20 protein-coding genes are annotated in these 25948 nt (G+C 45.4%); 7 read left to right on the top strand and 13 right to left on the bottom strand.

Going from position 1 to position 25948, the window contains the following annotated elements; genetic code table 11:
- Positions 1–66 precede the first annotated feature (66 nt).
- The gene (locus V7K50_RS29905; protein ID WP_194145020.1) at positions 67–1071 is read left to right on the top strand and encodes an aldo/keto reductase; all 1005 of its coding nucleotides are present in this window, start codon (positions 67–69) and stop codon (positions 1069–1071) included.
- On the opposite strand, the gene V7K50_RS29900 is transcribed toward V7K50_RS29905, so the two are convergent.
- From V7K50_RS29900 to V7K50_RS29880, 5 genes are all read right to left on the bottom strand, one after another.
- A complete protein-coding gene (locus V7K50_RS29900; protein WP_334966526.1) occupies positions 1036–1227 on the bottom strand; it encodes a hypothetical protein in 192 nt (63 codons plus the stop codon). The two genes, V7K50_RS29905 and V7K50_RS29900, sit on opposite strands and share 36 nt — an antisense overlap.
- Positions 1228–1470: 243 nt before the next feature.
- A complete protein-coding gene (locus tag V7K50_RS29895; RefSeq protein WP_334966524.1) occupies positions 1471–1833 on the bottom strand; it encodes a 4Fe-4S dicluster domain-containing protein in 363 nt (120 codons plus the stop codon).
- The gene (locus V7K50_RS29890) at positions 1833–3437 is read right to left on the bottom strand and encodes an FAD-binding protein (protein ID WP_334966522.1); all 1605 of its coding nucleotides are present in this window, start codon (positions 3435–3437) and stop codon (positions 1833–1835) included. Before V7K50_RS29890 ends, V7K50_RS29895 begins: the two co-directional genes overlap by 1 nt.
- Positions 3438–3458: 21 nt before the next feature.
- Complete coding sequence (locus V7K50_RS29885; RefSeq protein WP_334966520.1) at positions 3459–4412, bottom strand: D-2-hydroxyacid dehydrogenase; 954 nt, start codon at positions 4410–4412, stop codon at positions 3459–3461.
- Positions 4413–4532: 120 nt separating this feature from the next.
- The gene (locus V7K50_RS29880) at positions 4533–4667 is read right to left on the bottom strand and encodes a hypothetical protein (protein ID WP_334966518.1); all 135 of its coding nucleotides are present in this window, start codon (positions 4665–4667) and stop codon (positions 4533–4535) included.
- A gap of 36 nt (positions 4668–4703) precedes the next feature.
- Here V7K50_RS29880 and V7K50_RS29875 point away from each other — a divergent pair, with 36 nt between their 5' ends.
- Positions 4704–6041 carry an LLM class flavin-dependent oxidoreductase gene (locus V7K50_RS29875; RefSeq protein WP_334966516.1) on the top strand — a complete coding sequence of 446 codons (1338 nt, stop codon included), beginning with the start codon at positions 4704–4706 and terminating at the stop codon, positions 6039–6041.
- Between the two features lie 336 nt (positions 6042–6377).
- Here the strand turns inward: V7K50_RS29875 and V7K50_RS29870 are convergent, their stop codons facing one another.
- Positions 6378–7673, bottom strand: coding sequence for an NAD(P)/FAD-dependent oxidoreductase (locus V7K50_RS29870; protein WP_334966514.1), 1296 nt, complete (start codon positions 7671–7673; stop codon positions 6378–6380).
- 117 nt (positions 7674–7790) lie between these two features.
- Between V7K50_RS29870 and V7K50_RS29865 the strand changes: the two genes are divergently transcribed.
- The 3 genes from V7K50_RS29865 to V7K50_RS29855 are packed head-to-tail and all read left to right on the top strand — an operon-like array spanning position 7791 to position 12625.
- Complete coding sequence (locus V7K50_RS29865; protein ID WP_334966512.1) at positions 7791–9464, top strand: hypothetical protein; 1674 nt, start codon at positions 7791–7793, stop codon at positions 9462–9464.
- A gap of 3 nt (positions 9465–9467) precedes the next feature.
- Positions 9468–10793: a radical SAM/SPASM domain-containing protein gene (locus V7K50_RS29860; protein ID WP_334966510.1), complete on the top strand. Its 1326-nt coding sequence runs from the start codon at positions 9468–9470 to the stop codon at positions 10791–10793.
- 5 nt (positions 10794–10798) lie between these two features.
- Positions 10799–12625 (top strand): ferritin-like domain-containing protein, encoded by a 1827-nt coding sequence (locus V7K50_RS29855; protein ID WP_334966508.1) that lies wholly within the window; start codon positions 10799–10801, stop codon positions 12623–12625.
- Positions 12626–13068: 443 nt separating this feature from the next.
- Here the strand turns inward: V7K50_RS29855 and V7K50_RS29850 are convergent, their stop codons facing one another.
- From V7K50_RS29850 to V7K50_RS29840, 3 genes are all read right to left on the bottom strand, one after another.
- On the bottom strand, positions 13069–13317 hold the full coding sequence (locus V7K50_RS29850) for an oxidoreductase (RefSeq protein WP_334966506.1): 249 nt from the start codon (positions 13315–13317) through the stop codon (positions 13069–13071).
- Positions 13318–13487: 170 nt separating this feature from the next.
- Complete coding sequence (locus V7K50_RS29845; protein WP_334966504.1) at positions 13488–15548, bottom strand: S9 family peptidase; 2061 nt, start codon at positions 15546–15548, stop codon at positions 13488–13490.
- Between the two features lie 179 nt (positions 15549–15727).
- Positions 15728–15916: a hypothetical protein gene (locus tag V7K50_RS29840; protein ID WP_334966502.1), complete on the bottom strand. Its 189-nt coding sequence runs from the start codon at positions 15914–15916 to the stop codon at positions 15728–15730.
- A 358-nt stretch (positions 15917–16274) separates the two neighbouring features.
- Between V7K50_RS29840 and V7K50_RS29835 the strand changes: the two genes are divergently transcribed.
- Positions 16275–17351, top strand: a complete 1077-nt coding sequence (locus tag V7K50_RS29835; RefSeq protein WP_334966500.1) for a glycoside hydrolase family 10 protein — start codon at positions 16275–16277, stop codon at positions 17349–17351.
- A 4-nt stretch (positions 17352–17355) separates the two neighbouring features.
- On the opposite strand, the gene V7K50_RS29830 is transcribed toward V7K50_RS29835, so the two are convergent.
- From V7K50_RS29830 to V7K50_RS29815, 4 genes are all read right to left on the bottom strand, one after another.
- Positions 17356–17610, bottom strand: coding sequence for a hypothetical protein (locus tag V7K50_RS29830; protein WP_334966498.1), 255 nt, complete (start codon positions 17608–17610; stop codon positions 17356–17358).
- 18 nt (positions 17611–17628) lie between these two features.
- Entirely contained in the window at positions 17629–18198 is a 570-nt protein-coding gene (locus V7K50_RS29825; RefSeq protein WP_334966496.1) for a hypothetical protein, read from the bottom strand.
- Between the two features lie 106 nt (positions 18199–18304).
- Positions 18305–19477 (bottom strand): molybdopterin-synthase adenylyltransferase MoeB, encoded by a 1173-nt coding sequence (gene moeB, locus V7K50_RS29820; RefSeq protein ID WP_334966494.1) that lies wholly within the window; start codon positions 19475–19477, stop codon positions 18305–18307.
- A gap of 141 nt (positions 19478–19618) precedes the next feature.
- Positions 19619–20095 (bottom strand): M67 family metallopeptidase, encoded by a 477-nt coding sequence (locus V7K50_RS29815; RefSeq protein WP_334966492.1) that lies wholly within the window; start codon positions 20093–20095, stop codon positions 19619–19621.
- A 1038-nt stretch (positions 20096–21133) separates the two neighbouring features.
- Here V7K50_RS29815 and V7K50_RS29810 point away from each other — a divergent pair.
- The gene (locus V7K50_RS29810) at positions 21134–24820 is read left to right on the top strand and encodes a beta strand repeat-containing protein (RefSeq protein ID WP_334966490.1); all 3687 of its coding nucleotides are present in this window, start codon (positions 21134–21136) and stop codon (positions 24818–24820) included.
- Positions 24821–25948 lie beyond the last annotated feature (1128 nt).

Raw genomic sequence — 25948 nt, 5'->3', positions numbered from 1 at the left:
CAATGTCAAAAGGCTATATAAATATCACAACCATTAAGCATCCCAACAAAAAGTAGAGCAAACCGTATGACAAAATATGTAAATCTTGGCAAAACTGGACTCAAAGTATCCCGGATTACACTAGGCACGATGACTTATGGTTCGCGTAAATTGCGCGAATGGGTATTAGAAGAAGAAGAAAGTCGTCCATTTATCAAACTGGCTTTGGAATTGGGGATTAATTTCTTTGATACCGCCGATGTCTATTCCTTGGGTGCTAGTGAAGAAATTGTCGGACGAGCGCTAAAAGACTTTGCTAAACGAGATCAAGTTGTGATTGCTACTAAAGTACATGGCAAAGTCGGCGATGGGCCTAATGACCGAGGACTATCTCGCAAACATATTTTTGACAGCATTGATACTTCTTTGCGGCGGCTACAAACTGATTATGTAGACTTGTACCAAATTCACCGTTGGGACTATGAAACACCAATTGAAGAAACCCTAGAAGCACTGCATGATATTGTCAAAGCAGGTAAAGTCCGTTACTTAGGAATTTCTAGTGTTTACGCATGGCAGTTTGCTAAAGCTCTTTATACAGCAGACATTCACGGCTGGACTCGTTTTGTATCAATTCAAAATCACTACAACCTAGTTTATCGGGAAGAAGAACGAGAAGTGATACCCTTAGCCCTAGATCAAGGGATTGGTATTATTCCTTGGAGTCCCTTGGCGCGGGGCTTTTTAGCAGGGAATCGCAGTAAGTCAGACCATGGCCAAACACTACGGGCAAAAACTGACGAATTTGCTCACAATCTCTACTATCAAGATTCAGATTTTAAAGTAGTCGATCGCGTAGTTGAATTAGCCGGAAAACGGGGTGTGAAACCTACACAAATTGCCCTAGCTTGGCTATTGCATCAACCAGGTGTAACATCTCCGATAATTGGCGCTAGTAAGATAGAACATCTTAAAGAGGCTGTGGAGGCTGTGGATTTAGAGCTTTCTGATGAAGAGCGCAAATTTTTAGAGGAACCTTACACACCCCATCCTATACTAGGGCATCAGCACCCATCTGGAAATCGCCCATAGAGTAATCTTGTACTGCAAGTCACGGCTACACAGGCAAAACCCGCGTAGGCGAGTTAAAAGCCTTTGTTTTACCTGTTTTTGCCTAAAGTTGGCCACCACGTTAACTTTGTGTGGCGGACTATTAGGGGCTGGGCGATCGCTATCTGCATACACCATATTGCAGATATAGTATCTTGTCTTTAGGGACTTCCAACAAATAAATTACCCAATCTTGTGGGGTGGGCATCTTGCCCGCCTTTGTATATGGGCGGGCAAGATGCCCACCCCACAAGAAGTAGTTGAGTATTTTTTTATTTGGAAGTCCCTTACGAGAAGCTACGCAAAGCGCGTCTACTCTATATTAAGCCGAACTTCCGCTTTCTCCAGTTCTGCCACACTAGTTTAAAACCTTACTGCTGCTTATGTTTCATTCAATTTTGCATTATCCTGTCTTGCCCTGTTCAAAATTCTAAGTTGTTGAGTTGGATCTTTGTCAGTGCCTCCCATTTTGCCATGATGCCAACCCATGTTACGTGTGTAACTACCCAGCAAGTTTTGGGTAATTAACTGTTCTGTATTAACCTCATCATCCAGTTCGGCATAAGGCGACACATAAAGCGCATCAACAGGGCAATACAACTCGCACAAAAAACAAGTCTGACAATCTGATTTACGAGCAATTACAGCTATTCCATCGTCTCCAGAATCAAAGACATCGCGCGGGCAAACTTTTACGCAGATATCACAGCCGATACAGCGATCGCTATTAACAATTTCAATCATTACGCTACCTCTTGCAATTGATTTTCTGGGGCGACAACCACAACATCATCGATACCACTGGTAAATATTCTTCTTGTTTGTTGCACGTCAGTTTTTGTAAAATCTGTGCGTCGGTGCATTCCTCTACTTTCTTTACGTGCATCCGCACTCGCCCAGATCCAGCGAGCTGTGGCCGCCATCGCCGCAGCTTCCCGTGCGCGTAGAGCATTGCGACCTTCACCTATTAGATAATCGCTAATATCTGCCCATACTGCATCCAAACGTTGACGTGACAGCGCTATCCTCGCTCCAGAACGAAAGAAATTAACATCAAGCGGCAAGGTTTCAGCCTGAACAGCACTAATCGCTTCCGATATTAGCTCATCCTCTAGCGGCTGTTTTCGGGGACGCAAACCTGCTTGACCTAAACCACGAACCAAGCGTGTCCCGGCTTTGTCGCCTAAAGAGGCAGCAAAAAGTGCTGCTGCGCGACCACTCCAAGTCCCACTAGCGATCGCCCACGATGCATTAGGGCTTCCCCCTCCTGAAACTGCCCCCGTAAGATTTTCCCGAGAGGCTGCATCACCGGCGGCATAAAGTCCGGGCACTTTTGTCGCGCAATCATTGTTGATGATTTCCAGTCCACCTACGCCGCGAACAGTTCCTTCGGAGCGTAGCGTCACTGGGAAGGGTTGCTGGAATGGATCTAAACCAATCCTCTCAAATGGTAGAAAGCAGTTAGGTTGACCCTGGCGCAACCATTCATGTTCGATAGGGTTGCCGCGATTCATCAGGGCATACACTTTTTCACCCGCAATCAACTGGCGTGCAATACGTACAGCTCGGTCTTCCCCAGTTTCCGGCAAGGGAGAGCCATCCTCAAGATAAAAACTGGCGAAGGTAAAGGTCAATCCCTTAGTCACAGAAGTATGAGCAGGTGACAAGCCATATTGCGAGGAAAATTCCATCCCAGATAACCTGACTCCTGCCTCTGCTGCCATGAGATAACCATCACCGGTATTACCATCGCAACCTAGTGCATGAGACAGAAAAGCGCATCCGCCAGTCGCCAGCACAACGGCACCTGCTCTGACTTCCCAACGATTCCCAGTGCGCGGATGAATACCTGCTGCACCTGCGATCGCACCATCGGCCGAAAGTAGTTCGAGTGCGGGATGATGGTCAAGAATGCTTACACCAGCTGCTCCCGCTCTCTGCCGCATGAAGCGCATATAATCTGGCCCGCGCAAGTTAGCACGGTAGGGATTGCCCTGCTCATCAAAAGGAAAAGGATAGCCGTTATCTCCTAAATCATCTAAACCTATTTGTGCCTGCTCAATCACACGCTGCAACCAACGGCGATCGGCAAGTCCTGATGAGCGAGACAGCCGACGCTCAATTTCTGCATCACGTTCTGCCCCTTTGGGAAGATACCATGTCCCAGTATTGGATGGAGCTGTTGCCCCTGATGTACCGCAATACCCCTTATCCGCTAGGACGACACGGGCACCTTGCTTTGCTGCTGAAAGTGCTGCCCAACTGCCAGCCGGCCCGCCACCCAGAACTAAGACATCAGTGGTAATGACACTCTGTGCTGCCGAGACTTGAAAAGTTTTTGTATTCATATCATCGCTGTATAAATTTGTTTAGTAGCCTGCTTCCTTATTGACTACATTCCGTAAAGGCTTATTGCCTCGGTAACGTTCTAAGTTATCAAGGAACAAGTCTGTAATACGTCCTTTCAATGCTGGGGAAATTGCGGAAGTATGGGGTGTAATAAAGAGGTTAGGCAACGACCATAGAGGACTTTCTGGCGGTAAGGGTTCAATAGAAACTGTGTCTAATCCTGCACCTGCAATCCAGCCTTGAGTGAGAGCCTTAGTTAATGCTGATTCATCTACAACTGCACCGCGACCGACATTAATTAAATAAGCGTGACTGGGTAGCGATCGCAGTACTGTTTCATTGATTAAACCTTTAGTTTCTGGTGTCAAAGGTGTAGCAACAATTATATAGTCAACCTCTGGCAACAGTGCGTGCCATTCATCTGCACCGACGATTTTATCAAAATTTGCTAGAGGTTCAGGACGACGACGACCACCCCAAACTCTTGCCCCAAATGGTTTAATACGAGCTGCGATCGCTTGGCCTATGTTTCCAGTCCCAAGAATTAACACAGTTGAATTTGCTAACTCTGGTAGTACTAACCAGCTTTTTTCCCATTTGTGTTGATCGTGATCTGCTTGCAGTTTCCGTAACTGCTTGGCGTGATAGAGGATCAAACTTAAGACAAATTCCGAAATCGGAATCGCATGAACCCCCGCGCCATTAGTCAGAGTAATATCGTGTTCGAGAAAAATCGGTGTCAAAATGTGATTTACACCAGCACTAGGAGTCTGTTGCCAACGTATTCCAGGAGCAGCCGCTAGCACCTTATGTAGAGTGGTCGGTTTCAATTTAAACCCATTGAGATAAACTTCAGCATCACTAGGATCGCTATCAAAATTACCATCACTATCTACCCGCACAAATTTTGTATCCGATGGTAGGTGTGGCTCAATCTCGGCAGTAAGTTCTATCGGTAAAATTAGTTTAACCACGGGTTAATCCTTCACGCTAAATAGTCAATGGGCATGGAGAAATATAAGTAGTATATCAAAGGAAGCGATCGCCACTGAAATTATAATACTTTAAATTGATAGATTTACCGTATTATATAATTAATCAACACCGTCGGTAGTAAAGGTTACGACACCGTGGTTAGTAAAGGTTACGACGGCTTTGCGATCAGGCTCGTGACTAGCGACTCTTGAGTTGTAAAAGCGATCGCCCGTTACATCGGCTGTCTTTCCCATACTTAAAGACTTGTATTCACTAATAACCCATTCCAGATGAGCAGCTCGAAGCAATTGAAACTGGGTGCATTCATGCGCCCGATCAGCATACATACTGGCGCTTGGCGCTATCCTGGGGCTTTGCCTGATGCTAATTTCAACTTCCCGGCGCTGAAACAATTTATTCAAAAACTAGAACAAGGCAAATTTGACGCATTCTTCATGGCCGATCACTTAGCGGTGCTGAATATGCCAGTCAACGCGCTCAAACGCAGCCATACTGTCACTTCTTTCGAGCCTTTTACCCTGCTTTCTGCCCTTGCCAGCGTCACCGAACACATTGGGCTGGTAGCCACCGCTTCTACGACATACGACCAGTCTTACCACATCGCTCGCCGCTTTGCGTCTCTCGATCATATCAGTGGCGGTCGCGCTGGCTGGAACATCGTCACCACATCAAATCCAGACGCAGCAATGAACTTCGGATTAGAAGAGGAAGTAGAGCATGACGAACGTTACGTGCGGGCTAAGGAATTCTATGATGTCGTCACAGGTCTTTGGGATTCCTTCGCTGACGATGCTTTCATTCGAGATGTAGAATCAGGAATTTATTTCGATCCCGGAAAAATTCACGTTCTTGATCATAAAGGAAAACATCTCTCGGTGCGGGGGCCATTGAACATCGCTAGACCTGTCCAGGGTTGGCCAGTGATTGTTCAGGCGGGAGCCTCCGAAGCAGGTCGTCAACTGGCCGCCGAAACCGCCGAGGTCGTGTTTGCATCAGCTGGCAGCCTAGAGGCAGGCAAGGCATTCTTTGCCGACATTAAGGGTCGCACGCAGGCGATCGGACGTGATCCAGATAGCATCAAAATTCTTCCAGGTGTCTTAGTCATCGTGGGTGAAACCGTCGCACAGGCGCGTGCCAAGCGTGAACATTTGGACAGTCTAGTACATTATGACAGTGGGATTGCCAGCCTGAATAGCGCCCTTGGCTACGACGTTTCGGGCTTTGATCCAGACGGTTGCTTGCCGGAAATCCCCCAGACTAACGCCGGAAAAACCTCACGAGAACGAGTTCTCGCGCTGGCGCAACGCGAGAACCTGACCATTCGACAGCTAGCTCAACGCATCGGTAGTTACGGCGGGCTGGCCTTCGTCGGCACGCCCCAAACTATCGCCGATGATATGGAACAATGGTTGACAGAGGAAGGGTCTGACGGCTTCAACGTCATGTTCCCTTTTATTCCTGAAGGGCTGAACGATTTCGTTGACAAGGTTGTGCCAGAACTCCAAAGCCGTGGGATCTTCCGCAAAGAGTATGAGGGCAAGACGCTGCGTGAAAATCTCGGATTGGCACGCCCTGTTAACCGCTTCTTCCAGACCAGTCTGGTGTAAACTGCGATCGCTAGTATCAAACCTATGGTTTCTTTCTTTTTATCACTTGCATCAATAGCACCGTCATCCTTGGTGCTTGATTTTTAAATTAGCTTGTGTCAGATTCCATGCAATCATAATCTAGTGTAAGTCTACCCATTTACAGTAGCTTGCTTAAATTAGCTATTCGCTTTTTCGTGAGTTATTTCATAGGTAGGACTTACGCAAAAATTGCCAAAAAGCTTAATTTCTCGTTCGCGTAGCGTGCCGCAGGCATACCGCCAAGAACGCCAAGAATTCGTAGAGAATGCGTAAGTCCTAATAGGATTGAAACGGGGTCTTGATAACATTATGGAATTATAGGTCTGCGGTTGAGAGAATGTTTCGTTCTAGACACCAACGAATTAAGTAGAGCGCTTCTGTCTGACTTAATAGCTGCCCGCGCAATTGCTCGATTAAGCTGGCAGTCGCTCGTGGAGCGATGCAAAACTCCCGCATAGTCAACAGGTCAAAGTTACCCAGCCTGCGAACTAGGTTACCATCGGGCAGAGCGATCGCTTCAGTGTATTTAATCAGCCCATTGATGTAAAGTCCTGTCATCTTGGTTTGCCCAGTGTAATAAACAGTGGATGGCAGCGAAGCATTACTAAAAGAGGATTGTGTTGGGTTAGTACTAGGTGGAGGTTGATTAACAGATAAGGAATCGATATTAGATAGATGTCGGAGCCTTTCTGCACCTACTAGTTCGCGATAATACTGTGTGGCGTAATCTCGCTCTGCTGGGGAATCTCGCCAAGTACGAACCACAGCAGCAGCAGCCAAGCTACTCGATAATGCAAAACGGATTCCCTGTCCGGCAATCGGGCTGTATGCCAGTGCGGCATCTCCTACAGCCAGTCTCCGGTCTTGAATAGGTTCTTCTGCCCACTGGGGAGAGACTGGTCGGCGTCCCAGTAAGTGTAGTTGCGTCGAGGGAAGACACAAACTTTCTCTGATTATGTCTTGAACCTGCTGATAACTAGTATGGTGCGAACTGACAACACCAACTGTCATGGTATCCGGCAGGCCAAGACGATAAGCCCATCCTCCTGAAAATTGGACTATCCGCCCGCGCAATAAATTCTCATTTCCCGAAGTACTAAAAATTTGGGCCATCTGCCTTTGATGTCGTTTGATCGGTCGTGACCACAGTGCTGAACGTCCTGTGGCGTCAATAGCTGCGGCAAATCGTTGTTCTACGCCACCTACCATTAAACGCACCGATTCTTTTTCGACAACAAGTGGTGCAATTGTATTGCTAGATACTACGGTTGCACCTTGATGAATCACCATAGCGATCGCTGCTTGAGCTAGTGAGGATCTTTCAACATGTATATACCTTCCCGGTCTGATTGCAGATTCGTTACTGGCCCAAGCGTTTTCAAATCCTTCTACCCAGAAACCGCCTGCCATCTGCAAAGCTGGTGTCAACTCAAGGGCATCGAATAGCCGCAAGGCTGACTCAGGAATGGCCTCAACGCCTTTGATGTCAGGCAGTCCACGACTCAGCAGTAAAGGGCGGAAGCCGCAACTGAGCAACCGCATCGCTACGGCGGCGGCAGCCAATCCCACTCCAGCGATCGCTATATTGTTTTCCCAATTACTGCTATTCACAAGTTGAAACTCAACACTGAAAAAATAGTTAACACAATTTATATTAACTATTCAATAAAATTCAGGGAATGTACGCTAGCGTCGGTTATGTCCCAGTATTTCTTATCGGAGGTTTGTGTGCAGCCTCGATTACTTGAAGTATTCTTCTATCCACCAATGGCTATTGGTCGCTTAGGTGGCAGTAATATCCCGTTAGAGAGTTTCACCTGGCAGGAAGACCCCACCCTACATGGTGCAGCTAAAACAATTATTGAGCCAGCAATTAGTCTGGAAATTCAACCAGATGGCTCAATCCGTCCCTATCTACCTAGCATTATTCACTTTAAAGATCAAAACCTCTTTCGTCCAGTTGCGCCATTTTTCGAGTTATGGGCGCAAGTCCAAAATTCCAATGGCTCTATCGAAGAAGTTCCCCTAACAAACAAACTTCTTCAAGAATTAGCAGTACCTCTTGATGCTGTTTCTTACGTGGTAGAGGCGGCAAATTTAAAAGCAGCAAGGCGCACTGGCGATCGCACCTGTGGTTTTAGTGCCAGGGTTGAGGTTCGCGCTAGTAATTCTCAGCCTTACCCACTTTTGGCAACCAGTCCACGGGGAGTAGGTTCGGAACCCTTAGTTTTGCCCGATAAGCCTATACCTCTGGGGCACGTTCAAGTGATTCGCCCTGTGGATGCTGTGGAGATGGGGGTAGACTTGGGTGTACTCCGCATTCGGTTTACGCCTGCCTATGGCCATGTCTACGGGCCACCAACGGCTACCACAGCCCCTGCTCCCGGAACTAGACGCATACATGAAATCGTTTTAGAACAAAATCGGATTCTCAATTCTAATTCCTCATGGCTCAATTACAACGCTGATTTCACACGTTATAACAATCCCGACCCTTATGATACCTATGATGGGGCTGATGTGGATTCTCCTGTAACAAGTGAGCGCTCTTGGGGTGTTGTGGATGATACCTGTGATGGTATAATTACAGCTTTTGTTGTAGTGGGTGGTGAGCGGTTTAGGGCAGTGACTCGATTCTTCTCAGGGCCGCCGGACTTTGCTCCTGACCGCCGTCCTTTCTTAACCTTAGCTGATGACTTAGCTGACCGCGATTTGCCTGTTCCAGCGTTAGATGACGAACAGCTGACTACCTCAGAAATTGCTGATCTCTTCCAACGTGTGTTCGAGACATTAAGTTTACTAAATTTGGATGCCAACCGATCGCGGGCATTAAGTGAAAATGCGGACAGTACTATACCTGAACCTATTGCAGAATCGCCACCCCGTACCGATTTTGGTAGTATGACTTCCGAAGACAAGCCTTATGCAGATAAAGTGCCAGATTTGATTAGTCAACCTGTAGCGCGTGACCACTTACCTTACTCAGCAGTTGCTGCCAGCGTTCATGCGTCTTTAACAGATGTGGAAGCCCTGACCGATTTTCTGCGTACCTTTGGTGTACGGGTCGAGTATTTGTTGCGTCCCCCCTACGGCGTGGTGGCAGAACTGGGCGAACAGCCACCAGAAACACCCGAACCCCGTCATCGAGATGTCCGTATCGAACGCGATCGCGTTCATGATATGCGTATGCCTCCTTACATGCGTGACTCGGATGCAACGGCGTTATCTCTAACAAGGCGGCAGTATAATCAGATTCTAGGGTTTGTGGACAAGCTTCGCGCCCAAACTCCAACTGAATTGGCTCTTACCTCTAACCAAGTTGCTCCAGTTGCCACAGTAGCTACACCAGTTCGCCAGCACATAGCCAGAGTTATAGCTCGTCGTTCCGAATCACAGGATTAATATATGCAATCTACTTTTGCAAACTCTGATTTGGCGGTTGCAGAGAGTCCCCAACCTTGGTTTCACTTGATAGCAGGTGATAAACCATTGGTATTTTTGATGGGCAACTCCCAACTTTTTGAAGTTAGCCCAGATTTTTTTGCAGATTTGGCAAATGGCAATCCAGAAGCGATCGCCGAACTACGTGCTACTGTCCCCTCTGCTCAAGCAGCAGTTAGTCCTTGGCACGCTGATAGAGAGCCAACTGCCATATCTCTCAATCTGGCACAATCTTGTAACTTAGCGTGTAGCTATTGTTACGCGGATGAAGGGCGCTTTGGGGGAAAGCAACGTTTAATGTCAGTGGAAGTTGCTTTGAAGACAATCGAGCGACTGATTGAGCAAGCCCAAGGACGACGAGTCACCATCGGCTTTATTGGTGGTGAGCCATTTCTCAATCGCCCTACTCTATACCGGAGTGTGGAATATGCCAATGAACTGGCTGCTCGTCACGGGATCTCTGTAGGTTTTTCTGTCACCACCAATGGCACTCTACTCAATCAGTCAGACATTGAACTCCTGCGGGACAATGCTTTTGCTGTGTCGGTGAGTATTGATGGCGGTGCAACGATTCACGATTTACACCGCAGTAACCATCGTGGTAAAGGCAGCTTTGCCACAGTTGTAGATAGCCTGCGTCCCCTACTCAACAATCCAGGTCGAGCCAAGATAGCAGCACGTTCTACAGTAACTCGTGATGACCTGCGGGTGTTGGAACGGGTTGAGGCTTTGAGTGCGATCGGGTTTCAAGAAATTGGCGTTAGCCCTTTGAAGACATCTCCTGATCCGAAGTTGGCTTTTACCTCAGAGGACTGGTCAATTTTTCTGCAAGAAATGATTCGGGTAGCTGAAGCTGAATGGCAAGAAGTGTTGAGAGGTCAGGAGTTTCGCTTTTCTAATTTAGCGATCGCCCTGCGGGAAATTCACCGGGGTTCCTGCCGTCCATTGCCATGTGGTGCCGCCGACAATTATGTATCTGTGAGTGCTGAAGGTAATTACTTTACCTGCCACCGTACCATCGACCAAGACCGCTTTGCCTTGGGAACATTTGCTGATGGCCCTTCTCAAGTAGCCCGTGAGGAGTTTTTGCAAGCGCGATCGGTTGACCGCCAAGAACCTTGTCGTTCTTGCTGGGCACGTTACCTGTGCGGTGGCGGCTGCCATGCTGAAGTCATTGCATCTGGCCGTCATGGTTGCGATTATATCCGGGGCTGGCTGGATTACTGCTTACGTTATTACGATCGCGCTTTATCTAAACGTCCTGAGATTTTTGATCACCCACACACATAACTACCATGAGTGAGAAAATTTTTCCCCGTAACTTGACAGCAAGAGCTGATCGGCAAGTGGTTGGCAATCCAGCTACCACACGCTTAGAAAGCGGTGTTGGCAACTGCTATCCTGGGTTGGAATTTGACCAACGCAATCTTGACCGCCGCTTTTTTGCTGGGCTAGTTTTTGAGTTTGTTTCTGAAAGCGATAATCCCAACCCAGATGCTTTGCGTGGTGGTGCCCTATTGCTTAGTCTGGAACTGAGCGATCCTGAGTTGAACCCGGCTTTCCATGTTGGCAATCCAGAACTAATTGCAGCTGCGACACAACTACGTGCAGCACTCGGTATTGCAGCTGCGACACAACTACGTGCAGTACCCGGTGGTGAAGATGGCAACACCTTATCTACAGTTAGATGGTATCTTGATTCTTTGGAACAGGGAGGAAAGCAGATACCCCTGTTTAAAATAGGTGAAGATGGCAAAAAAGTACCGCTAGATGGTCTAATAGTTTGGCGTTTAGTGCGTTCTCTCGAACCAGGTTTAGTTAAAATCAAACTCTGGCGACGCGATGCACCCACTGATAGCAACCCTCCAGCGACGAGTGAAATTGAACTGAGCGGCTGGCGTCGGGTTTTTGTCGATTCTCAAAGCGGCGTTATTGGGCAAGTCTATCAAGCTGGAGAATTAACTCAGAGTCTTTGCTCTCCCTGGCAACATGACTTTCGTGACTGTGCCTGCTTTTACTGGGCTTCTAACCACCCAGATATAGTTCTAGGCGAAGATACTCTCGGTGAATCTACCCTTCCTTCCGGTGCTTCATCCGACCCGGTACGGGCAAATACGCCTATTGATTGGCTGAGGAGCGATCGCTCTCTAGCTAGCCGTGCAGGCGCTCTGGGAAATCCCCGCGAAAACCGCCCATTCCAGATGGATCACTATGAAATTAGCCAACGCTGGCAAGAACTGGCTGTTGTGCTCAGAGGCAAAGAAATCTCTCAGATATATCGAGCGCCAACAGCAGACACTGCTAATCCATATAAAAGTCCAGAGGTGCTGGCAGCGAAATTGTATGATTTAGCTGGTTTAGAACACGTCTTGTGTCTGGAGTACCTCTATGCTCTTTACTCCCTAGTGGCTCCTGATGAGGTAGATGTTAACACCTGGCCTACACTCCGGGATGACCTAACTTTCGTCAGTCACGAGTTGCTGTTGGTGGCTGTGAGCGAAATGCGTCATTTGCGGTGGGTGAATCAGTTGCTCTGGGAACTCGACCATACAGGATTAACTAAAGCTCATGTCCCAGCCTTGGAGGTTGCAGAACGCATCCCTGTAGGTAACGGTCATACCCGTCCCCGCCAACTCCGTCCTTTAAATAGAAAGACTTTGGCTGATTTCATCGCTGTGGAAGCTCCTAGCGGTGGTATCGATGGTCAATATGCACGGGTGGTAGCGACTCTTCGCCAACCCCAGTACCCCAACAGTTTATATCAGTTAGCCGGGCGGATTATTGCTGATGGGGTGGAGCATTTTAGCAAGTTCAGCGAAATTGAAACAGTGCTGCGTGCTTATCAAGGTGGGTCGCAAGCTAATGGTACTAGACCACCATATCTGAGAAATGTCACACCTGCACCCACTGATAATCCAGATGCCAAGCAAGCTCTGGATGCATACCAGCGACTTCTGAATAACTTAGAAGCAGCTTACAAAAAAGGAGACATGGAAGACGCCAACAATATTGTCTTTGCACGTCAGGAAATGATCAAATTACAAGCGATCGCCCAAAAGCTGGCAACTCAGGGATTTGGCATCCCGTTTTTCGACGCTCACCTCAATGAAGTAGATGATTGAAGAAGGTAGAAGGCAGGAGGCTCAGTTGGCAAAAGGTTTCATTTAGAAGAGGATTCAACACTCTACTTAATGAAAAGCCACCAAATTTTCAATTTGGTGGGGATATTAAACCCTTGCAAACGACCGTCGCACAGACGGTTCGGGCATTCAGGAGAAGGAATAAATCCCTTCTCCTGAATGCCTTTCTTGATAACTCACTTGTTAAAGGTTGCGCGTAAAGGGAACTAAATAGAGTCTCTTTGGACATGGTGAGCCTTTCGCGTTTCGTAAAGCTTTAAGGTAGGAGAGCTACAGACTCAGTTAGAGGAGCGGCATCAAGCGTCGCTCCAGCCCGAGCCGTCAGCCCAAGCACCATGTACCAACATCACATTTATTTATACTTTTGTTCATACTTCCTCCATTTGGAAAACAAGTTATTCGTTCACCCTCTCATGTTCGATGCGCTACACCAAGGCGTTCTCGTGATCGAACGGGTAGTCCGTGTAGCCGTGCGCGTCGAACGTGTAAAAGGTGTTGCGATCGTAAGCCGTAAGTGGCAGCCCCTCCTTGAGGCGGCGAGGCAGGTCAGGATTAGAGATGAAATGGCGGCCGAAAGCCACCGCGTCCGCGATCCCGCTTTCCAGGATGGCCTCGGCAGTGTCTGGCTCAAATCCACCGGCAGCGATGATCTTGCCTTGGAAGATCGTCCGCATTTGCTCGACGGCGATTGCCCCTTGGTGCTCCAGAACGACCACTTGGAATAATTTATTCTTTGGAAGTCCCTTTAGGGAAATTTGAGTTCCTTAACTCCTTCGGTAATAGTGCGAAATTAGAAACAGATGCCAGCAGATGCCCAAAATTCTCCGATTCATAGTAAATTTTGTTAGTTGCTTTTTTTCTTGATCAATTTTGGCTCAAAAATAGGAGATGCGGTTGAGGGTGTGAGATATTTATCGTACCAAGCTAAATAACGTTCTAGGACATCACGTTGATAACTCGGTTTGCTGATGCCGTGAGACTGTCCAGGATAAACTACTAATTGAGTATCAATTTTCAGACTTTTGAGTGCTTGATACATCTGTTCCGAGTTATGTAGTGGTACAGAAAAATCCCTATCACCTCCCATAAATAGTGTCGGTGTAACAATGCGGTCAGCGTGAAGAAATGGGAAAGAAATTCGTAGCCAGACATCGAGGTTCTTCCACGGTACACCAAGCTCTTGTTCATAGTCATCAATATACTCATCAGTACCATAGGTCGCCAAAATATTTGATTCACCAGCCCCACTGACTGCGGCTTGAAAGCGGTGATCTTGAGCAATAGTGTAGTTGGTTAACATTCCGCCGTAACTCCAGCCACCAATTCCCAAGCGCGATGGTGCAGCAATTCCAGTAGCGATCGCATAATCCGCACCGGCAATAATATCTTGAGCGTCTTTGTTTCCCCAGTCTGCATAAATCGCTTTGGAGAAAGCTTCACCTCTGCCTGAACTTCCACGTGGGTTAACACCCACAACGACATAGCCGTGAGCCGCAAACAGTTGCCAATTAAATATAAACTGATTTGTGAACTGACCGACAGGCCCGCCGTGCAACATTAACAGTGTTGGGTATTTTTTCCCTGGCTGATAGTGAGGTGGCTTGACAAGAAAGCCATGAATTTCTGTACCATCTTTATTCCTAAAGCTGATTTCATCTGTAGTTGCTAAATTTAACTGCGCTAGTAACTGCTCGTTTTGGTGTGATATTAAACGCAAATTTTTACCATTAAAGGCAAAGACTGCATTTGGTTGTTGTGGCGTTGAGGAAAGTAAAGCGATTTTGCCATCACGTCCTAAATCAAATTTACTAATCTCTCGTCTTCCTGCTAGGAATCGCTCGATTTTGCCACCAGTTACAGGTATTTTTGCTAGGTGAACATTGCCATCATCTTCGATTAAAAACAGTATTGATTTACCATCTGTGGTAAAGCGCGGTTTGGCAACATTGCGATCAAGGTTGGCAGTCAGTAAACGGGGAGTACCACCCTCGGCGGGAATAATGGCGAGATGATGAACTGCGTACTCAATAAGTTTGGGTGAACCTCCCTGCAAATAAGCAATTGACTTACCATCTGGACTCCAAACCGGACGGCTATCCCAATCAGGAGCGGAGTCAGGCCCAATAAAGGTAGTTAGCTGACGGGCTTTGGCTCCCGATTGGGCGGCGATTGCATACAGATCCCAATTATTATTGCGATCGCTCTCTTGACCACGTTTGCTCACAAAAGCAATATTTTTGCTATCGGGTGACCAGGCAGGTAAATACTCATTAAATGAACCTGGGGTGAGAATATCTGCTTTGCGAGTTGCTAAGTCCAATACATAAAGATGTTCTTGACTTTTATCGATAAAACCCACACCATCTTCTAAGAAGTGAAATTGATCAATAACAATCGGTGGTGGGGTTTTCCCATTAAAGGGTGTTTCTGGAACTGGTGAGTCGGCAATTACGGCTAGTCGTCTACTGTCACCAGACCAGACAAAATCGCTAACATCACCAGCAAAGTCAGATATTTTCTCGGCTTCACCGCCTGCTAGGTTGAGCAACCAAATTTGCTGTTTTCCCGATTCCCGGCTGGAGCGAAAAGCTAAATATTTACCATCTGGGCTAAACCGAGGATTGTATTCACTATCGTTACCATTAGTTAACTGTAATGTTTGGGAGCCATCCCAAGAAGTCATGTAAATATGGTTATCTCGTGTATCATTTTTCAGAGTGGTGTTAGTTACTGTGTAAGCAATCCAGTCGCCAGTGGGAGATAGTTGAGGATCGCTAATTTGGCGAAAGGCGAATTGATCGTCGAGTGTTAGCAGGCGTTTTTCTTGGGCTTGAGCCGAAATATTTATACTGAGTGTCATCGCTAAAACACTACTTGCTAAAGCGATTTTTGTTAGCTTTTTCATAACTAGATATCATAACTGGGGGTTGGCACATTTTTTTGAAGTTAGAGAAATTGGTAAATAACTTGGTCATAAAGCTTTGCCCCAGCATTGCGGCTAGCCCTGGTGGGATGTCCACAATCCGAGTTTTATGCTTACCTTTGGTGGTAGACTTGCTCAAAGTGATAGCACAACATTTGATATCAGTCGTCTGGAGTGCTAGTGCTTCTGATACTTGACAACCAGTAAACAGGCAATTTCTTTTCCAGAGCGCGATGGCGTAACCGTCCGCCTTCAGAGCGATCGCTCTTAGTGATAAATCCTGACGTGAATAATCGCTTTAGTTCCTCTTGGGTTAAAATCTTGCCTTGTCCGTTGCCGTCTACTTTCATTTTTCCGAATCAATAGCGATTACACGTTTTGTGTTAATCGTGCGGAATCGGGTTTAGGAGAAAAGTTTCTCCTAAATTAATTTCCATGTCTATTCTGCCGCTCTTTCTCCATCATTATTATGGTTTTCTGACACCGGACTAAATCATACTCACCTTCGGTGCGCCTACAGCAACCGCAAAATCCTTAACGGCACTTTTTTTGTGTTTGCTACTCAAACCCATAACAATAATTATTTAATTTGTTCAAGTTCTTCAGCAACATCTCAAAATGTTTAAATTATTCAGAATCAAACGCGGATTAATATTACTGGTTTCTTCTTTAATTATAACTATCTTGGTGATATTAGGAACAAATAAAATGAGTACAGCCGCCCAAAAACATGAAGTACGGGGTGTGTGGCTTACTAATGTTGATAGTCAGGTACTTTTTTCATCTCAAAATCTCAAAAATGCTTTAAATCGTCTCAATAAATTAAATTTTAATACTATTTATCCTACAGTTTGGAATGGTGGTTATACACTTTATCCTAGTAGTGTAGCTCAAAAAGTATTAGGTCAATCTATCGATCCAATTCCTGAATTAAAAGATAGAGATATTCTTCAAGAGCTTATTAAAGAAGGACATAAAAAAGGTTTAACTGTGATTCCTTGGTTTGAATATGGGTTTATGACTCCCATAGATTCCGAATTAGCTAAAGGACATCCCGATTGGTTAACTAATCGTTATGATGGTACTAAAGTTGATAGTGATAATCAAGCTTGGCTTAATCCTTTTCATCCAGAAGTACAGCAGTTTATGATTGATTTAATCATGGAAGCTGTAGCTAAATATGATCTCGATGGAATTCAATTAGATGATCATTTTAGCTTACCTTCTGAGTTTGGTTATGATGATTACACTGTAGCAATGTACACGAAAGAATTAAAGGGTTTAATTCCTTCTAAGGATTTTTATGAAACTTTCTGGGTACGTTGGCGTGCTGACAAACTTAATGAATTTATGAAACATTTATCGGCTAAAATTAAAGCTGTTAAACCATATTGTATAATTTCTCTTTCTCCTAATCCTTTACATTTTTCTTTACCTGCTTCTTTACAAGATTGGTTTACCTGGGAAAGACGAGAATATATTTCTGAAATAGTTTTACAAGTATATCGTTCCGATTTACCTCGTTTTCTGACAGAATTAGAAAGAGCAGAAGTTGATTTAGCTAAAACTCATTTACCAGTTTCTGTTGGCATTTTAAGCGGGTTAAAATCTAGTTCATTACCGATTAATCAAATTAAATTGCAAGTTGAAGAAGTCCGCCAACATGGTTTAGCCGGAGTCTCATTCTTTTTCTATGAAAGCCTCTGGAATTGGTCAGACGAAGCCCCTATTGTACGAGAAAAAGTTATTCAAAGAATGTTTCCTAATTCTGTATCTCGCGGATAAGTACCTAAGCCAAATTCATGATACCAACCACGATCGCGACAAATCCACTACGCCCGCCTTCAAAGATGCCAGAAGCAGCTACTAGATAGGGCATGACAGGAGTACTACCTACGATCGCACCAAAGACGGTTCCGAGTCCGTTGGATAATAAGGCTTGTTTCGATCGACATAGTTCACCGTCGGGCTTAATGCAGTCGATTTGTCGCCCTAACACATTGAAACTCATCGCTATGCAACGCCAGATTTTGATAAATTTCATCAAGCCAAAGATATTGCATTAAACCTCTGCGTTCCTATGTGTTTCAGAAATGCCACTCATCGCAATGCAAACACCAGCCAGGAAAAATGCCAATACACCTCCAACTGCACCGATAAAAGGTGTTATCCCTTGCGGTTGGGGAAATAGAACGCCAAACAAACTCATCGCTAAAGCGAACCCACCAAAATACATCCCAATTCCTAATCCCCCCCACTGCTGAGGTACCAGCCCCAAAGCAAAAGGAATTGCCCCATTGACAATTAAACTAAAGCCAGCAACGATCAACACAATTATCGGAATTTGTGCGCCCACAGATATCATTATCAGTAACGAGGGAATAATTGCACAGATTCCACAAAGCATTGCTTGACGATTACCAATTTTGACGGCGAAGATTCCTGCTGGTATGCTGGCAATTGCGATCGCTAGTCCAATCCACACCATTTGCACATCAATATTATCAGTATTCAGTTGGGCTTTCAGTACTTTTCCCAAGACATCAAAGAGAAAAGAGACGCGATTAATCGCGTCTGTATTAGAAAGCGAGGAGATAAAAAGTAGGGAGAGACGAGAAAGCAGTAGAAGCAAGCGAAAAATTATTATTCTTCCTAATCGTCCCCTTTGTCCCCTGTCCCCTTTGTCCCCTGTCCCCTTGTTCTCCTCCCCTCATCCACTCAGAGAAAGCGGTGCGTTTTTAATACTCTGGAACGGAAGGATCGATTTCTCGACTCCAAGCGGTAATTCCGCCTTTAAGGTTCGTCCCGACAATCCCGGCTTCTTTGAGGATGGCGAGGGCTTTTGCCGATCGCCCACCCATCTTACAATGAGCAATTAAGCGGTGCCCGTTTAATATTTCCTTCACCTTAGCAACACCGTTTCCATTTTCAATGTCTGGTAAAGGCACCAACACTGAACCCGGAATCTTGGCAATATCATACTCATTAGGGTTGCGAACATCCAGCAGTACAAAATCTTTCGCACCGCTATCCAGTAATTCCTTCAAATCCTTCACAGTCATTTCTTGACTTTCCAACTGTTGTTTTGCCTCCTCTGCCTGAGCTTGGGGAATTCCACAGAATTCTTCGTAGTCTATCAGCTTTTCAATCACTGGGCGAATCGGGTTAGGACGCAGTTTCAATTCCCGGAATTTCATATCTAAGGCGTTGTATAGCAGCAATCGTCCACTGAGAGTATTACCTTGTCCCAAAATAATTTTAACAGTTTCGGTTGCCTGGATTAAACCAATAATTCCTGGCAAAATTCCCAATACTCCACCTTCTGCACAAGAGGGAACCATTCCTGGTGGTGGTGGTTCTGGGAAAAGGTCACGATAGTTGGGGCCACCTTCGTAGTTAAATACAGTAGCTTGCCCTTCAAAGCGTAAAATTGAACCGTAGACGTTGGGCTTATTCAGCAATACGCAGGCATCATTAACGAGATATCTGGTGGGGAAATTATCGGTACCATCCACCACTATATCGTAAGGTTCAAGGATTTCCAGGGCGTTTTCGGAACTCAGGCGAATTTCGTATAAATCAACCTGACAGTAGGGGTTAATCTCGTGAATGCGGTTTTTTGCCGACTCAATCTTAGGTTTACCCACCCAAGATGTCCCGTGGATTACTTGGCGTTGCAGATTGGAAGTATCGACAACATCGAAATCGACAATGCCGATGCGTCCAATACCCGCTGCCGCCAAATATAAAAGTAGTGGTGAACCTAGTCCACCTGTACCGATACAAAGTACACTGGCGGCTTTTAGGCGCTTTTGTCCTTCTAGTCCCACTTCCGGCAAAATTAGGTGTCGAGAGTAGCGTTCGTAATCGTCTTTGGTCAACTGGATTTCATCCAGATTGGGATTTAGCATAGCAGTTATGGTGTGCGAGAGCGGAATATTAATCCTATCGAAAAACTGTATCTTATATAGATATGTCTATTAGGCAAGACTAATTTTCATCTGTGGTAGCGGGGAAAACCGCTATGAGTGACTGTCTTTAAACTAAGCCAGTTATTTTATATTTTCAATTGCCTCTGCTTGGAACTGATGATGATCATCAAGGCTCCAGCTTTGGAGTTCTCCAGCTTTGCCGTTTTGGACAGAGACTATTATATACGAATATCCTTGCCAAGCGTATAAGCGATGTCTACGAGGGGCTACGCCTACGCATTCTGAAGGGATAGCAGGATGATCTGGGTGGGAGTGAAAAATGCTAATAATGTCTAGTGAGCGATCGCGTGCTTCCTTTTGAATTTTTAGCATAACTTGGGGTGCGATCGCATATTGCCGTCTTTTACTTTCTGTTGTGCGTTCCCCTCCAAACTGAGCCGCTTCTGTATTCCAAGCATTTTCTGTTGGTCTGACTTCTACCACAGTTTTGCGATCATTAGCCACATAGCCCAATATTAGGCCACAGCATTCATCTGGGTAGGTGCTTTCGGCATGGGTGCGGATAGTTTGCAAGTGTTTTTGGCTAAGTTTAATCATATCTGCGTTGTTAATTTTGGCAACTTATAACGATTATCGCTTAGATACAACTCTAGTCTAGTTATGGGATGTATAGGTATAGATCAATTCAGGCGTAGGCGTAGCCCAACCTAGCGATCGCAGCATTCAAAAAGAAGAATATGTATTTTCTGTCACTTTTTTAAGCACTTAGCTACTGCTTTCTTATTGCCTAGAAACTAGAAGAATATGAAGAATATATAAAGCTCGGTATTTACATATACATTTCTCGGCAAGTAATGTGAAGAGTATGCAAAGATGGTTACTTAAATATAGACATTTAAGTAAGATACTGACTATGTAGTTATTTTGAGGATATTCAAATGTTCTCTATTTTCAAGCTAGATACATAAGAAGAATAGCCCACAAGGAGGGCAGAAGAATATTTTTTCCCATCAAGAACCGTTGAGTATTTTCTCTTCTAGTAGGACTTACGCACTGGCAAAAACAACAAATATGAAGAGTATATTTTAGACATCCAATTGTCATATTTTTTTAATTATTGTTCAGCATTTTCTACTGAATAAGGATAATTAAAAAAAACCTGAAACGACCGATTATCGGAAAAGGAGATGCTGATTAATTGTACAGTACTTGAAAATTAGATAGTCTGAAAATAGTTAAATAAATGTTACGCAAAAGCCTTTTTCTAGGGTGAATCTTCGAGAAATATTACTGATCATTAAGAGGATGTTTGAAAAGTTTTTTTGTATACGCCTAACTCTTGGAGATCCCCCTAATCCACCTTAAACAGGGGGACTTTGATTCCGGTTCCCCGCTTTTTAAGGGGAGCCAGTGCGTTGGGCGGCTCCGCCGACTTGAAGCACCTGGCATGGGTTAGGGGGGATCAATCAGTGCCTAAAATTACAGTCAACCACTTTTCAAATAACCTCTAAGGGTGAGGTATAAAGTATGCCGAAAACATCAAATTCCGGCGAGTTATTTATGCCCCAAAACAGCACAAACAGCAGGTTGAAAACTTAAGTTACTGAAAAAATCGATTGAGGTAAGTAGAAAATTATGGCAAATATCATTGGAACTGGTGGCAAGAGCCTACTCTCTGGAGGCGATGGCAATGATACTCTCTCCGCCTTAGACTCATTCGGTTTTAATACTCTAAACGGTGGCGCTGGTGACGATTCCTTGAATGTTGACTATTCAACAGGCAAGAACCTACTCTCTGGGGGTGATGGCAATGATACTCTTTCGACCTCTAGTTTTCAGTCCAACGGCTACCGATATACCACATCAGGTAATAACACCCTCAACGGTGGCAATGGTGATGATCTTCTCACTGGTGGCAATGGTGATGATACCCTCACAGGTGGCAATGGTAATGATACCCTCACCGGTGGGAACGGTAATGATACCCTCACAGGTGGCAATGGTAATGATAAATTTGTTTACAACTTGGGCGACGGCACTGATACTATCACCGATTTCGGTGGCGTAGGTAAAGGGACAAACCCGACAGCAGCAGTCATTGCCGAAGCGGATACCATCAAATTTCAAGGTGCTGGTTTGACTGCCCAAAATCTGCTGCTGACCCAGGATGGCAGCAATCTGGAAATCAGCTTTCAAGGGGTAGGTGGTACTCAAGTTATTCTGCAAAACTTTGCCCTGGAAAACCTGGATAACCTCAGCAAATCTACAGGAGCTACTGTCAACTTGGGCAATATAGAGTTTGATGGGCAAACTAGCATCACTGACAGCTTTGATGTTTTCAATGCCAACTCCACCCAAAGCACTATCTTCAATAAGAATACAGTCACCTTCCTTAACGACCTGAATAATAATGTTAACGGCTTTGATAACTCAGATGATGTGATCAATGGTCAGGGTGGTAATGACAAAATCGATGGCTTAAGTGGCAATGACTTGCTACGCGGTGGTGCCGGCAATGATACTCTCATTGGTGGTGAGGGCAATGACACCCTCGTTGGTGCTACGGTGAATAAGAATAGCTTGAATGCTAGCGATTTAACAGGTGATAACCTACTCGATGGAGGCGATGGGAATGATTCTCTCTCGGTCTCTGGCGACTACGACGAGTACAACTTTAGAGATGTCTATTTTGTCTCTGGCAATAACACCCTCAACGGTGGTGCTGGTAACGATACATTGGGTGTTAGCTATTCAAAAGGGGATAACCTACTCGATGGTGGTGATGGCAATGATTCTCTCTTCGCCTCTAGCGCCATCTTCACTGGCATTGGTACCTCTGGCAATAATACCCTCAATGGTGGTACTGGTAACGATACATTGAATGCTAATTATTCAACAGGCAATAACCTCCTCTCTGGAGGTGATGGCAATGATTTTCTCTACCTCGTTGGTTTCCAGTACTTCGACATCGTTGGCACCTCAGGTAATAACACCCTTAACGGTGGTGCTGGTAACGATAACTTGTTTGCTAGTTATTCAACAGGCAATAACTTACTGGATGGAGGTGTTGGTAATGATAGCTTGTATGTTAATGCTTCAAGAGGCGATAACCTACTGAATGGTGGCGATGGCAATGATTTTCTCTCCGCCTCTGGTGTTGCTAACAGATATGGTGGCGATGCCACTTTAGGCAATAACACCCTCAACGGTGGCGCTGGTGACGATACTTTGAGTGCTGGTTACTCTTCAAAAGGCAATAACCTCCTCTCTGGTGGCGATGGCAATGATACCTTGGATGTTAGCACTTCATCAGGCAATAACCTACTTGATGGAGGTGATGGCAATGATTATCTCTCCGGCTCTGGCTACACCGAATCCGACGGCTTCTCTGGATATTTCGTCGCTTCTTCTGGCAATAACACCCTTAACGGTGGTGATGGCAATGATACCTTGGATGTTAGCACTTCATCAGGCAATAACCTACTTGATGGTGGCGATGGCAATGATTCTCTTAATGCCTCTGGCTACTACGAATCCGACTACCTAAGATTCTTCACCGCTTCTGGGAAGAATACCCTCAACGGTGGCGCTGGTGACGATAACTTGAATGTTGAGTATTCAACAGGCAATAATCTCCTCTCTGGTGGTGATGGCAATGATTCTCTTAATGCCTCTAGCGCCTCTGGTAATAACACCCTCAACGGTGGCAATGGAGATGATCTTCTCACAGGTGGCAATGGTAATGATCTTCTCACAGGTGGCAATGGTAATGATAAATTTGTTTACAACTTGGGCGACGGCACTGATACCATCACCGATTTCGGTGGCATAGGTAAAGGGACAAACCCGACAGCAGCAGTCATTGCCGAAGCGGATACCATCAAATTTCAAGGTGCTGGTTTGACTGCCCAAAATCTGCTGCTGACCCAGGATGGCAGCAATCTGGAAATCAGCTTTCAAGGGGTAGGTGGTACTCAAGTTATTCTGCAAAACTTTGCCCTGGAAAACCTGGATAACCTCAGCAAATCTACAGGAGCTACTGTCAACTTGGGCAATATAGAGTTTGATGGGCAAACTAGCATCACTGACAGCTTTGATGTTTTCAATGCCAACTCCACCCAAAGCACTATCTTCAATAAGAATACAGTCACCTTCCTTAACGACCTGAATAATAATGTTAACGGCTTTGATAACTCAGATGATGTGATCAATGGTCAGGGTGGTAATGACAAAATCGATGGCTTAAGTGGCAATGACTTGCTACGCGGTGGTGCCGGCAATGATACTCTTCTTGGTGGTGAGGGCAATAATACCCTTGACGGTGGTACTGGTGACGATCGCTTATATGTTGACATTTCATCAGGCAATAATCTACTCTTTGGGGGCGATGGCAATGACTATCTTAGTGCCTCTGGCTACCAATACACCGACTACCCAGAGGGCGATGATCTTCGCTCCTTAGGTAATAACACCCTCAACGGTGGTGCTGGTGATGATAACTTGAATGCTAGCGGTTCAACAGGTAATAACCTGCTCAATGGGGATGATGGTAATGATTCTCTCTCCGTCTCTGGCTACTATAATGGAAATAATTACTTTGATAACGACTCTCGCTCGTCTGGCAATAACACCCTCAATGGTGGCGCTGGTAATGATAACTTGAGTGCTGGCGGTTCAGCAGGCAATAATCTGCTCAATGGTGGCGATGGCAATGATACTCTCTCCATCTCTGGCTACTACAAGTACACTCCCAACGATGACCCTTATGAACCCCGTGATCTCTCCTCCACATACGACTCTCGCTCATCTGGTAACAACACTCTCAACGGTGGCGCTGGTGACGATCGCTTGAATGCTAGCGGTTCAACAGGTGATAATCTCCTGGATGGAGGCGATGGTAATGATACTCTTACAGCCTCTGGTGCCTCTGGTAACAATATCCTCAAAGGTGGTAATGGCAATGACTACCTCACAGGTGGCAACGGTAATGATAGCCTCTATGGAGGAGCTGGTACTGATACCTTTGCTTTCAATAGTTACAATGGAGGTGTAGATAGTCTTTATGACTTCAACGCCACTAATGAACTGATTCAAGTATCGGCTGCTGGTTTTGGCGGTGGGTTATCAATAGGTTCACTCTCAGCGAATCAGTTTACCCTGGGAACATCGGCAACCACTAGCGAAGAGCGATTTATCTATAACAGCGCTACAGGTGGGCTGTTCTTTGACGTGGATGGCAGTGCGTCTGGGTTTACTCAGGTAAAATTTGCACAACTATCTGCTGGATTGTCACTAACCGAAAACAACTTTGTGGTTGTTTAATCGTCATTAGCGCTCTGCTATCACTCTAAGTACGGGTTGCGAGGTACTTTTGTAAGCACCTCGCATTGACTGTTCAATACAATTAGTGCTAACAGAGAGTAGATGTGAGATTTTGTAACTCAACTTTCAACGTGGGTACGGATAGTCTGCAAGTTTCTTAGGCAATGGCACTAACAAAAGCCCAAAGACTTATGTAGCCTCGTTCCCAGCCTGGGGGCTGGGAATGTATTCCGAGAGGCTCTGCCTCCGGTCAAGAAAGAGGAGGCGGAGCCTCTGACAATGGGTTCCCAGCCTGGAGGCTGGGAACCAGTAAGGGCAAGGGCTGTATCTTAACTTAGTGCCATTCGTTTCTTGGGCTTTGTTGCCTCATCTCTGCATTCGTGGTTGTGGTAACTTATAGCGATTATTTTCTTCATACTAAGATATTGGCAGGCGATCGCTCGATCTTGAAGTGTGGGTGTAGCGTAACCCAGGTATCACAGCATTCAAAAGCAAAATATGTATTTTGTATCACTCATTCAAACATTTGCTTACTGCTTACTGCTTACTGCTTACTGCTTTCTTATTGCCTAGAAACTAAAAGAATATGAAGAACACACAAAGTTCAGCGCTTTTATATATATTTGTCGGCAAATTAATGTGAAGAGTATGCAAAGATGGTTACTTAAGTATAGATATTTAAGTAACATACTGACTATGTAGTTATTTTGAGGATATTCAGATGTTCTCTATTTTCAAGCTAGACATATAAGGAGAATAGCCCACAAGGAGGACAGAAAAATATTTTTACCGATCCAACAACTGTTGAGTATTTTCTTTTCTAGTAGGAGTTAGGCGCTGGTAAAAAACCAAATATGAAGGGTGAGTTTTAGTCATTCAAGCTGAATTTTTGGATATTTGTTCGGTGATTTTGCTGGACAAAGATGATTAAAAAAGCCTGAATTATCCTGAATGTACACGCTCATGAATTCCTACAGCGCTTAAGACTTAGATAGTTTGAAAAGCATTTAGCTGTGATTTTAGGCACTTCTAGATCCCCCCTAACCCACGCCAGGTGCTTCAAGTCGGCGGAGCCACTGCGGTCTTGGGGTCTCCCCAAGTAGAGCAAGTGGCATGGATTTAGGGGGA

Origin of the sequence: Nostoc sp., from assembly GCF_036917135.1 — a bacterium.
Lineage (GTDB): Bacteria > Cyanobacteriota > Cyanobacteriia > Cyanobacteriales > Nostocaceae > Nostoc.
The sequence above is the reverse complement of the archived record's forward strand: the minus strand, read 5'-3'. Positions and strand labels throughout refer to the sequence as shown.